We start from the raw sequence: 12,694 nt of genomic DNA on the forward strand, positions 1-12,694 counted from the left end.
AACGTTTCGGGTTGGGACTACAAATTTGAAATTTCAAGGGATAATAGCCTTGAACCAACAACTACTCCGACATGAGGCTGATATGAACAGCTAAGCGCGCAGTGGAACGAAAAGGGACGGATGAGCAAAGTTCGAATCAACGATCTTGCACGGGAACTGGAAGTAAAAAGCAAACCTATTCTCGATGCCCTGATAGCGGTGGGCGTCACCGAAAAAAAGACGCATTCAAGCTCCATCGAAGAAGATGAAGCCGAGAAAGTTCGTGCGTACTTCAACCGCGGCGCACGCTCCGCAGCAACGGCAAAGCCTATGGCTGAGACCAAGCCTGCCTTCAATCTCGCGAACGTTTCCAAGCCCGGCGATGCGCTGAAGGCTATCCTCGAGCGCAAGCAGGCTGAGGCCGCCGCTAAGGCTGCACCACCCCGGCCTACGGTCGCAGTAACTGCGCCGCCAGTCGTGGCACGCCCTGCAGTAGCTGCCGCTCCACCAGCCGCTCCAAGCCCTGCGCCCACTCCTGCAGCAGCGGTTCCGACCGCCCCGGCTCCCCGGCGAATCGTTCCCTTGCCACGCCCCGCAGCTCCGGTCATTGTGGCTCCGCCAGCGATTGCAAACCGTCCGCCAACAGCCGGCGCCGTTGTCGCCAGGCCGCCCATCGTGGCGGCCCCTGCTGCCGTGGCCACTACGCCCCCAGCAGCTCCGGTTGTCGTGAAACCCGCCGCAGTTCCTGCGCCGCCACCAACACCAGTAGCTGCCCCTGCGCCCCCCGCTGCACCGACACCAACCCCTGCGCCTGAACCGGCACCGGTTGTCGAGACCGTCGAAGCAGCAGCTCCTGTGCCAGAAGCAGCCCCGGCAGCGCCTGCGGCTCCCGCAGTGCCGGTACGCCGTGTGGTGATGCCGCAAACCGGCCCTCGCCCCAGCTATACGGCTCCTGCTGTAGTTCCTGGCGCCGTTCGCCGTCCTATCTTCGAGCGTCCTCGCCCCGGTAGCGGTCCTGCTGGATCCGGCGGTCCGGGTGGTCCCGGCTCACGTCCGATGGCACCTGGCGCACGTCGTCCGATGCACCCCACCCGCACCTTCCCAGGCGGTCCCGGAGGAGGTCCTGGTGGCCCCGGTGGGCGCCCCGGCTTTGCCGGTGGTCCTGGCGGTCCCGGAGCTCGTCCTGGTTTTGGGGCGCGTCCTGGCTTCGGAGCACGTCCCGGCGGCCCGGGCAGCATGCTGCCGCCGGCCGAAGGAGCTCCAGCTCCAGGCCGTCCAGCTCGTCCCGGTCAGCGCGGACGCGGTGGTCCACGCTACGAGAAGAACAAGGAAGTTGCGCTCAAGGGTTATAACCCGCGCTTTGGTGCTCCTCAAATCCCGATGGGCGAGGTGCCGATTACCAAGAGCATCACGGTCACCGAGGGTATCTCCGTAAAGGATCTCGCTGAGAAGCTGGACATTCGTGGCAAGGACCTCATCGCTACCCTGCTGATGAAGGGTGTCATGGTTACCGTCAACCAGTCGCTCGACGGCGAGCTGGTCAAGGAGGTCTCGCGTCAGTTCGGCGCGGACGCCACGATCATCACGGTCGAAGAGCAGCTGGAGAACGAGGCCATCGAGGGCTTCCTGGAAGACACCTCGAACATGGTCGAAGTCGTTCGCGCCCCGGTGGTTACCATCATGGGCCACGTCGATCACGGTAAGACTTCGCTGCTCGACGCTATCCGCTCCACCGACGTTGCAGCCGGTGAAGCCGGCGGCATCACCCAGCACATCGGTGCGTACAAGGTGCACGTCACCAAGCCCGATTCTCCGGCCTTCGGCCGCGAGATCGTCTTCCTCGATACCCCTGGTCACGAGGCCTTTACCCGCATGCGTGCTCGCGGCGCCAAGATCACCGACATTGTCGTGGTCGTGGTCGCGGCCGACGACGGCGTGATGCCCCAGACCCTGGAGGCGATCGATCACGCCAACGCGGCGAAGGTGCCGATCATCGTTGCGGTGAACAAGATCGACAAGCCTGAAGCGGACCCGAGCAAGGTGATGCAGCAGCTTGCGGCTCGCGGCATCCAGGCCAAGTCCATGGGTGGCGACACCGAGTTCGTCGAAGTCTCCGCGAAGAAGCGCCTCCACCTCGACGATCTCGAGGAGATGATCTGCTTCGTCGCGGACAGCAACGAACAGAAGGCTCAGCCGGAGCGTCCAGCGGTCGGCACGGTCATCGAAGCCAAGCTCGATCGCGGCCGTGGTGCGGTCGCCTCCATCCTGGTGCAGAACGGCACCCTGAAGATTGGCGACAGCTACATCGTCGGCAACACCTTCGGTAAGGTCCGCGCCATGTTCAACGATCGTGGTCAGGCCATCACCGAAGCCGGTCCCTCGACTCCGGTCGAGATCCTCGGTCTCGAGTCGATTCCCGATGCGGGCGATACATTCCTCGTCATGGCGGACCGCGACAAGGCCAAGGGCATTGCGCAGTACCGCAAGATGAAGGAGCGCGAGGCGCAGCTTGCCAAGAGCTCGCGCGTGTCTCTCGAAGGCCTTGCCGAACAGATCAAGCAGGCAGGCGTCAAGGACCTCAACCTCATCCTCAAGGGCGATGTGCAGGGTTCGGTCGAAGTGCTGGCCGACTCGATGCAGCGCATGTCGACCGAGAAGGTGCGGGTCAAGGTGCTGCACTCGGGCGTCGGTGCTATCACCGAGTCGGATGTGCTGCTGGCCTCCGCGTCGAACGCCGTCATCATCGGCTTCAACGTACGGCCCGACCGCAAGTCGTCCGAGGTCGCCGAGCGCGAGAACGTCGAGATTCGTCTGCACTCGATCATCTACGAGTTGCAGGACGAGATCACCAAGGCGATGTTTGGCCTGCTCGAACCGGTCTACAAGGAGAACTACGCTGGCCGCGCCGAGGTGCTGCAGGTCTTCAAGATCACCAAGGTCGGCCAGATCGCCGGCTGCGTGGTCCGCGACGGCATCATCAAACGCGATGCTCAGGTCCGCGTGCTGCGCAACGGAGAAGAGGTCTGGAAGGGCAAGATCTCCTCGCTCAAGCGCGTCAAGGACGATGTCAGCGAAGTCCGTCAGGGTGTCGAGTGCGGTATCGATCTCGCCGGCTACAAGGACATCAAGGCAGGCGACATCATCGAGGCCTTCACCACGGAGAAGCTGGCTGCAGAACTCGGCCAGAACTCCGCGGAAGCCAAGAAGGAACGCGATATCGCTGCGCTGAAGGAAGCCAAGGATCGCGAGAACGAAGTTGCTCGCGCCGAGGCTGAGACCACCAACGCCTAATCCGCTACAAGCAAATAAAAGGCCGGGAGAAATCCCGGCCTTTTGTTTTTGCCGGCCGTTCGATGGGGTGCGATTTACATATTTCTGCAGTCAGCGTGGCCTCAAAACACTTGCGCGAATATCGCACAAGTGTTATTCCTCATGGCGTCGTTTGGGTTTGCTACCTTTTCATGGATCTTTAACGTCGAACTACAGTTCTCAACAAACATCTCTAGTCTTTTGCGGTTGGTTTCCTGGAGGAAAGATGAACAAGATCAAGCTCTGTCTGCTTGCGACTGCTTCTCTGTGCCTGACTGCGGGCGCTCAGGCGAAGAAGAGTTCTGCCGGAAGCGCGGGAGCACCTGGCTGCGCTACTCAAACTGCCCAACAGTGCGTGGAGCTGGCACTCGACGCGATGGGGGGACGGGAGCGCTTGCTCGCGGTTAAGAATGTTCGTCTCACCGTCACCGGGCACACCTTGCTGACGGAGCAGTCCTATCGGCAGGCACCGTTTATTACCTCCTATGAGCGTGACCTGACGACGCTGGATCTCACCGATCAACGGTTACGCACGGAGGCCAAGATGACCTGGCCGGAGTCCGATCCGAATCAGTCGGAGGCGGAGGCGACGTTGATCGTGGGTCCCGGCGGAGGGGTGAACTACTCCAAAGACGGCGGCAAGGACAACTACTCGCTCTGCGGACTCGGCGATCTAGATGCCTCGCGCCAGATGCTGGCTCTCGGCCCGCTACGCGTGCTGCTTACCGCCTCGGCGGCGGGAGACCTGCACTTCGAAGCGCCGGAAACACTGCGGTCGACCTCCCATGCGGTGGTCGCGTTTACCTGGCATAAGGTTCCGGTGCGAGTGGCGCTCAATGGCTTCAACCATCTGCCGGATGCGGTGGAAACGACTCAGCAGTTCAGAGACTTCTGGTACTACTGGGGCGATGTGCAGCAGAGGATTTACTTCGACAACTTCCTGCGGATCCATGGCATTAGCTATCCCACCAATCTGGTTGAAGAGCGCAACGGAATCATCTGGAGTTCGGCTCAGGCTATCAATGTCGAGTTCAATGTTCCTGTCGAGCCCCATACGTTTGATATGGACGACAAGGTGGCCCAATCGAGTGAGGCCTCCGTGGGATGGAATCGTCCCTTCGTGGTGAAGACGGATAAGCAGTTGGCACCGGGCATCGATCTGTTTCCAGGGTCGTGGAATACGACGGTGATCCGGCAATCCGATGGGATCGTCATCCTCGAGTCACCGATCTCGGGCACCTACGTAAAAGGGGTCTTCGACGAGGCCAAGAAGCGCTATCCAGGCGTGCCGATTAAGGCTGTCCTCTCCACTTCGGACTCCTGGCCGCATGTTGGTGGCGTGCGTGAGGCTGTAGCTGAGAAGCTTCCGGTTTATATTCTCGACCTGAACCGTCCACTGCTCGATCGAATGGTTGAGTCTCCGCATTCGCTATCTCCTGACGCGCTGGCTAAAGCAGAACATCCCAAGAGGCCGGACTGGAAGATCGTCTCAGAAAAGACCGTGGTTGGCAGTGGCGACAATCGTATGGAGCTTTACCCTCTGCGTGGCGCTTCCACGGAACGGCAGTACATGGTGTACTTCCCTGCCCACCATCTGCTGTATGCCAGCGACACGCTGGTGCTGGGCGGCGATGACCATCTGTACGCTCCTGAACTCACGTACGAGGTGGTGCAGGCAGTGAATCGGGAGCACCTTGCGGTCGATACCGTTTATGCCATGCATCAACAACCGGTGCCGTGGAGTCAGGTTATTTCTTTAATAGAGAAATTAGAGCGTTCTTGAGGGGTTCGACTTTTGAACGCTGTCTAACAACTGCGCATTCGCAGTTGCTATTGTTTCTGAGATAGGCCCGGGCTTTAGGTAGTGCCTGAAGAATGGGACGACGATTATTTATGTCAGTGCATTTCGGAGTAGCCGCGGCATAAAGGCCGCGGCTGCTCCGGAAAGACAAGAGCAAAAGCAGATTTCCTGGCGGGAATGACAGAAAGAAAAACAAAAGCAGATTCGCGCCACCCCGAAAAGAGTTTAGGAGTGGCGCTTTCCTGGGGGGAGCGCCACTCCTAATGATTGCCTCTGGTATCCCTAATAGGGATTCTGCGCTAGGGTCTTCCGGCAAGACCATGCATGAGGTGCTCAACTCCAACCTGATAGCCGCGCTGGAAGGCTGCGCGGTAGGCATCCCGGTCGTGGCGCGGAACAGAGGGATGCCGATACTCGTCACGGTTTTCTACGCTGGGCGGACGATGGTTTTCATAATCCTTACGCGCACCTTCGATGCCTTCATGGAAGCCTTTCCGCTCCACTCCTTGTAGCTCCGGCGGCGGTTCGGACCAGGGTTCCGAACCATATCCCTGATAAGGAGGCGGTGGTGGGGGAGGTCCCTGCTGAGCGTGCATGGAGGTTGACGGAATCGCGAAGAGTACCGCAGCAAATACCAGCGAAGTCAGAATATTCTTGCTTGCTCTCATAAGATTGATCCTTTTACAGCTTTCTTGGCACTGTTAAAAAACGAGTGGAAGAGCTCTGTCCTTGAGATGGTGGAATTTAAGCGAGTGTTGCTTCCAAGCGGTCGCAGCATTACGCCCTCTGCAGGGCAATCGCATTTGAAATCTACCGGTGGTGGTACCAATAAGTAGCCTCTTCAGGGCTCTGTACTCTAATTGGGCTCGTGACCCAGGCTGGCCACCCCTTTGGGGCTAAGCAACAACAGATTGCAGCCCAGGACATCGTCGCGACTCCACTCATGACGATGAAACCTGTTCAGTCTCCAGACATCCTTTACACTTTTGGCCCTCTGAGAGACGGAGGGAAGAAGGTATTCCAGCAGATAGATTTTCTGACACGATAGGCATCATTCCCTCAGCGGCTGAAGCCGCTTTTATGGCGATGTCTTAACGGCGGGGCTGAAGCTCCGCAGCTTCAAAGCAAAAGCCTGGGACGAAGTTTAGTGACACGTCCAGAAATCTTCTCGGGCGCGACTGAGAGGAAGTTCTATTCCTTAATACAAATACACGTAACTATTATTTATTCCCACGGCACCCAGCATTTAATTTCCGCCTAAAGCATAAAAATACCTGCAATCCGATAGCGTCGTAAACCGTTTCTATTTTCCCGCGTCAAACGGGAAGCAGAAGTTACCTAGTTCCTGACCCTGCAACGGGTTCGGAGTCGCTGGTGTCGCTGCACACAACTTCGAAATAACTACGACTTCGACTTTGTCGAGACAACGATGTTTTCTGTCTTGCGCGCACCCGTGCGCGCAAGCGGGGACGACTACGCATGGGCCACTGTGAGATAGCGATCAGCCATCCACGGATGACACGTGAGCACCACCATTCAGGAGAACCAGTGAACACAATATCCGCACCAGCTATCCGCGCCACGCAGTGGCTCGACCCAACAGGGCAGCCTTCTAAACGACCAGGCAGAGCTAAGCTATGTTTCTGTTTCGTTCTAGTGCTGGTGTGTGGATGCACGCTTGTTACTGCGCATGCACAATCGGCTAAGAAGTGGGAGAAGCGCGGTGAGGCGGCGGAGGCTCGACAGGATTTCGACGAAGCCTTCGAAGCCTATCGGCAAGCGCACCTGAAAAAGCCCGCCGACGTTGCCTACCAGGCACACTTTGAGCGAATGCGCTTTGAGGCTGCCAATGCGCATGTTGATCGAGGCAGGGTTCTTCGGCAATCGGGTGACAGCGATGGAGCGATGTCTGAGTTCACTCGCGCGCTGCACATCGACAATTCCAATCAAGCTGCAGCACAAGAGTTGTTGCGTACGGAGATGAAAGCCACTTCCGCCTCCAAGTCAGCCGCGCAGGCGCTGGGCGGCACCGGAATCCTGCAAGGCATTGAAACACAACTGAAGAAGCAAGGGGCCGGCATGCATACTATCGACTTGCTGGATGCCCCTGTCGAACTGCAGCCAGGTTCCAATGTTCCACTCACTCTTCATATGGAGCAAGACAGCAAGGTCATCTACCAGGCGATCGGCAAGGCTGCTGGGTTGAATGTCATTTTCGATGCTGACTACGTCTCGAAACGCATTCCGGTTGATCTGACGAGCGTCACCCTCTCCGATGCCCTTCGCATTGTAGGAAGGGTATCGGGAACATTTTCGTCGCCCGTAACAAGCAACACAATCTTCGTGGCCCAGAACAACAGAGCGAAGCATAACGATATTGACGACCTTGCCGTAGAGACGTTCTATCTGACGAATGTATCGCAGCAGAACGATGCCAATGAAGTGCTGGTTGCGCTGCGCAATGTTCTGGTAGACCCAGATCTAAAGATTTACCTCGTAGCCAGCCAGAATGCGATTATTTTACGAGCGACGCCTGATGAACTGGCTTTGGCGGATAAGCTCATCCACGATTTAGACCGTACCCGCCCGGAGGTAGTGGTCGATATTGCGGTACTCGAAGTTAGTCGAACATTAGAGCGCAACTTAGGAATTACGTTACCTACCAGCTTCGGATTAACGCCACAAGCCAGCAACCAGAATATTAATAATTCGAGCAGTAGCAGTTCTTCCAGCAGCAGCAGTAGTAGCAGTAATCCGGTTTCCAGCCTCACTCTAAATACACTAGGCAATCTAAATGCGACTAACTTTGCGGTCTCTGTCTCCGGCGGCCAGCTCAATGCGCTGTTGTCGGATGATGGCACTCGCATTCTGCAGAACCCGCGTGTCCGTGCAACGGATGGACAGCCGGCGACTCTGAAGATTGGTGAAAAAGTTCCTATTGCTACGGGATCTTATAACGCCGGAGCAGCCACCGGCCTTGGCAGCATAGGCGTGCAGACACAGTTCACGTACCAGGATGTAGGCGTGAACATCGATATGACTCCTACTGTCCATAACGATGACGAGGTTTCTCTAAAACTAAAGATCGACGTCTCAACAGAGGAAGCCCCGCAATCAGTTGGAGGCATCTCCCAGCCCGTATTTGGGCAAAGGATTGTTCAGCAAGTGATTCAGTTGAAGGACGGAGAACCCTCCCTCCTCGCGGGTCTGGTGCAGCAGCAAGACACGAATAACATCACAGGAACACCAGGACTTGGAGAGCTGCCTTTTTTTAAATATTTCTTTAGTAGTCATGACAAGACTCAGACGACCGATGAGATTGTCTTCTTGTTGATTCCCCATATTGTGCGCGAATCCATTGTGACCGATGACAATACCCGCATCATCGACACAGGCACATCGCAGCAGATCGAACTGAGACATGGAAGCCGGGACAAAGCCCCCCTAGTTGAGAAAAGTACCGTGGGGGGTGATGGTCTTAACAACGGTCCCGTAAACTCGTCATCCACTTCGGCGGCTAACGCTGCTTCAGCCATAATCACGCAGATGGCCGCGCAATCTCGTCCCGTTGCGCCGGATAATATTGCCGCGGCAGCAGGTTCTCTGCAAAGTTCTTCATCAATCGACTTCGAGATGGTTCCACAAGTTCTGAGGCAAAGTGTAGGCTCAACGTTCCAGGTTGCGGTCAGTGCCAGCAATGCTCACGACCTCTTCACGGTTCCTTTGCAGCTCAAATTCGATCCCAGGATTCTGTCGTTGGTCGATGTGGATTCAGGAGAGCTGCTTAACCGGGATGGCCAGGCGGTTGCCGTGGTTCATCGTGATGAGGGCAGTGGCTTAGTGGCGATCTCCGCATCCCGGCCTCCGAAGACGGCTGGCGTCAACGGACAGGGTACAGTCTTCACCATCACGTTCAAAGCGCTCGCCCCGGGAGATTCTCCTCTGTCTCTCGTCAAGGTAGGCGCTCAGGATAGCAAGCAGGTCAGCTTGCCTGCGTTCTCCATCCCAGGCTTGGTGCATGTGAAGTGATGGAGCGTGGTGGTCCGCATCTACGCTGAGCCACTTGGTGCCGTTTGCGGTGCGCTCTGAATCAAGAGACCCCTGTATTTTGCCTAGAGCAGCAATGCAACTTCGAGCAAAATACAGGGGGTCTCTCCGCTACGGCAGCAAAATACGCCGCCTTCGGTCGAGATGACAGGATAGAAGTGGTTCTGAATGTCCGCGCTAAAACACGGAACAGGCAGCCGAATCACTTCGTCTTCTTGCCACTCTTGGGTTTCTTGCCGCTGGTGCTCGTCGGCTTCTTACCGCTGGTGCTGGTAGTTGTGGGGGCAACGGCTTGAATTATGAGATTGCCTATCGGGCTGCCGAGACCTGTGCAGGCGTCCCAGCCAGGCCCTGCGGAGAAGGCGCCGTTGTTGCCCTGGGTGATGTCGTGGAAGGCCTTCTTCGCACTGGCGGCGTAGAGTGCTGGATTCACGAATCCGGCCGACACTTTGTTCTGGGCATTCGCCAGTGCGATCAGCCCGGCCCATAGCGGGGCTACGGCGCTGGTTCCACCGATCACTGTCGTCTCGCTATCTACGCGAATGACATAGCCCGTCGAGGGGTCAGCATCGCCGGAGACATCGGGGACGCCGCGACCGCCGGTGCTGGTTGAGGACGCAGGGACGTTGGCGTTCTTCTGCCATGTGGGCAGTGCGAAGACTGTGCTGACACCGCCGCCGGTTGCGCCTTCGTCGCTGGAGGTCTCGTTCCAGACCACTTCGCTCGTAATCGTAGAGCCCGATCCAACCAACTTCGTTCCGCCACAGGCGAGCACATGCGGAGACGACGCTGGAAAGTCGACGTTGTTCCCGGTTGCGCCGTCCGATGAGCCGTTATCCCCAGCCGCCACGGTGATCGTGACGCCGACCGCCGCGGCAGCCTGGCAGGCTGCATCGAGTGCGGTCATCGACTGCGCTGCCCAGCTCGATTCAGGGCTGCCCCAACTGATCGAGATCACACTCGGCTTGTTCACCGAATCGTTTACGGCCGTCGTGATGGCGTCTATAAACCCCTGGTCGGTGTTGGTGGTGAAGTACACCACGACCTTCGCGCCCGGCGCTACGGATGCCGAGACTTCGATGTCCAACATCACTTCGCCGTCCGCGCCGTTGGCGTTGCCCGGCGTGTTCTTCCCCTTGTCGACCGATACCGCTGTTACTTTCGGCGCAGGCTGACCGAGCGTCTTGAAGTAGGCGGTGAGATCGGCTGTGCGGAAGCCGCCGCCGAGTTCGATGATGCCGATCGTCTGGCCTGTGGCTGTCGCTCCGGCAGGAAAGCCGTACATCTGCGCTACCTGCACGGGTGTGTACGAGACGTTGGTCGCACGCGGCTTGGCGATGCGAAAGTGAGGCTTCGCCTGCGGACGGTTGTCCAGGCCGAGCACGGCAAGGACGTGGCCCTGTAACTCTTCCGGCAAGTAGATTCCGCCCTCACGTACACGGAACTTGCCTTCCTCCGTTGTGTGCTGTGCGAGTGAGACGCCAAACGCCTTCTGCAGAGCAGCGGAGGTTCCGACGAGGTGCAGCGTGCAGCGTCCGGGGTGCGTGACGGGTTCAACGGTGAGACCGAACTCTTTCGCAAATGCCTTCACCAGCTTGACCGACGCCGGGTCTGCACCATGCCGCGCCGCAAACTGTGCACGAGTGAGACGGGCGTCTGGTTTACCAAGACGCTTCGTATCCAGCGGCTGTTTGGGAGGAACGATGACCGAGACCTGGATGCGCCCACCAACAGGAGCGGCCTGTTTTGCCTTTGGGTCTATAGCTGGGGCGAATGGCTTTTTTTCGCTTCCTGGGAGAAGTACTCGACGTTGCGATGCAAAGCGTAGTGCAGTTGCCATAGATGTGCCTCCGAACAGCTGTTAGGGGATTGGATGCGCTCGTCAGCAAATTGTAAGCGCGGCTTTTTGCAAACTCTCTATGCATACGATGCACAAAGACTAAGTGGTCGTTTGGGTTGAGACGGCTTTGTCAGGATGCGGGGCTACGCTCGGTGAATCTGCGGCTGTGAAGTTTAAGTGGATATTTATAAGGCAGAGGGACATAGGGGTAAAGCCCCTGAAACAGTTGTGCTGTTTCTGTGGCGTAAAGGTCATGCCCTAAACAAAAATATGGTTTTTAGCATCGCTGGAGGCCACATTCATCGGTGGCCCACCTAATAGGTCGCACTTTCAGCGCTCTGCATCCTATTGGTTGGCTTTCGTAAACCTAAGCAAGAACAACAGCAAAAGCAAGAACAACGACAAAAGCAACAGCAGATTCCCTACGGGAATGACAGAAAGAAAAACAAGGACAGAACGAGAACGAGGACGAGAACAGTCACACGTTTTTAAACAGGTTTTCAGAACGAAGCGAAATAGAATGGACGCGTTACAGGTCTGGCAGTGCGGGGAATCTTCCGATTCCCTCCTACATTCTTTCCTCCGGAGAATTGAAGATGACCCAATACAAGCCGGCACGACTGTTTACCTCAGCCAGTCAGAAGAGTTTCTCCCCTACGATCAAGAACACGCCCCCGCTGCCGATCATCGATTGGAGCCTGGTCGGTCAGACTGCGCCTAAGCTGATCAGCAGCTCTGGAAGCAGTTTGCCGGTGGCCGATGCAGTCGTCATCACCTGGGCTGAGGCCGAGTGGGCTGCGATGGAGCATGTCTTCTGCACGAGCGCTAGCACGATGTCCTATGCGTCTCGGAACACCAGCTCGTGGAGTGGATGGACGAAGTACTCCGAGGGTTTGCCTTCGGGCGCTCCCTCAGACTGGACATACTGGGGCGAGTGGAGGCTGGTTCAGATCGGCGGCAGCACTGTATTGCTGTTCAAGTCCAATACCCACCTCGACTGGCCAGGACAGCCTTATCTCTCCGACCTGATTAAGCTGCTGATCAAAGACGTGAAGCCTGGGCTCATTCTCTCTATCGGCACGGCAGGCGGCGCTGAGACCGCAGACCATGTAGGCACGGTGCGCGCGGTCAGCGCCGGGACGCTCTATGAACAGAACGTTACTCCGAGCAGCTGGCCCGACTACAAAAACAGCTGGAAGGCAACCGATACGGTGCTGGATAACGCGAACTTCAGCAAGCTGCTGTTTCCCATTCCGACCACGGCAAGCGATCTGGAGTCGCTGTGCACCCAGTTCAACGCGTACTACAAGACGGATTATTCGCTCTCCGATCTCGATCCGGATGACCTCAACAGTGGTGATCCTTTGCCGAAGGTCAGCGACCAGACGGGTGGAGGAACATCTCTCCTGACGACACCGACCTTCGTCGTAGGCACAACCTCAGGGCAGTACCAGAGCTACGTGTGTATCGAGATGGATGATGCCATCATCGGCGAGGTATGCGAGGCAGCAGGCGTAGCCTTCGGCTTTGTGCGCAACATCTCGGACCCCGTGCAGAACGCTTCCCTGCCTTCCACGGTGCAGGGCAACTGGGGAAGCACGATTTATGACACCTACGGCATATACACCAGCTACAACGGTGCTTTGGCGGCATGGGCCATGCTGGCCGCGAAGGTCTGAGATCGCTTCCGTATAGCGCCGTGTGGATGCGAGCATCGC

6 protein-coding genes are annotated in these 12,694 nt (G+C 57.5%); 4 read left to right on the top strand and 2 right to left on the bottom strand.

What is annotated here, in order from left to right:
* Nucleotides 1-120 precede the first annotated feature (120 nt).
* A complete protein-coding gene (gene infB / locus GSQ91_RS24245) occupies nucleotides 121-3,270 on the top strand; it encodes a translation initiation factor IF-2 (protein WP_158824309.1) in 3,150 nt (1,049 codons plus the stop codon).
* Nucleotides 3,271-3,514: 244 nt separating this feature from the next.
* A complete protein-coding gene (locus GSQ91_RS24250; RefSeq protein WP_158824310.1) occupies nucleotides 3,515-5,071 on the top strand; it encodes an MBL fold metallo-hydrolase in 1,557 nt (518 codons plus the stop codon).
* Between the two features lie 317 nt (nucleotides 5,072-5,388).
* Here GSQ91_RS24250 and GSQ91_RS24255 read toward each other — a convergent pair whose 3' ends face one another.
* Complete coding sequence (locus GSQ91_RS24255) at nucleotides 5,389-5,757, bottom strand: hypothetical protein (RefSeq protein ID WP_158824311.1); 369 nt, start codon at nucleotides 5,755-5,757, stop codon at nucleotides 5,389-5,391.
* Between the two features lie 880 nt (nucleotides 5,758-6,637).
* Between GSQ91_RS24255 and GSQ91_RS24260 the strand changes: the two genes are divergently transcribed.
* The gene (locus GSQ91_RS24260; RefSeq protein ID WP_254064859.1) at nucleotides 6,638-9,118 is read left to right on the top strand and encodes a cohesin domain-containing protein; all 2,481 of its coding nucleotides are present in this window, start codon (nucleotides 6,638-6,640) and stop codon (nucleotides 9,116-9,118) included.
* A 220-nt stretch (nucleotides 9,119-9,338) separates the two neighbouring features.
* Here GSQ91_RS24260 and GSQ91_RS24265 read toward each other — a convergent pair whose 3' ends face one another.
* Nucleotides 9,339-10,976, bottom strand: coding sequence for a protease pro-enzyme activation domain-containing protein (locus GSQ91_RS24265; protein ID WP_158824313.1), 1,638 nt, complete (start codon nucleotides 10,974-10,976; stop codon nucleotides 9,339-9,341).
* 596 nt (nucleotides 10,977-11,572) lie between these two features.
* On the opposite strand from GSQ91_RS24265, the gene GSQ91_RS24270 reads away from it, so the two are divergent.
* Nucleotides 11,573-12,655, top strand: coding sequence for a hypothetical protein (locus tag GSQ91_RS24270; RefSeq protein WP_158824314.1), 1,083 nt, complete (start codon nucleotides 11,573-11,575; stop codon nucleotides 12,653-12,655).
* Nucleotides 12,656-12,694: the final 39 nt, after the last annotated feature.

It is taken from the genome of Granulicella sp. S156, from assembly GCF_009766105.1.
Classification (GTDB): domain Bacteria; phylum Acidobacteriota; class Terriglobia; order Terriglobales; family Acidobacteriaceae; genus Granulicella.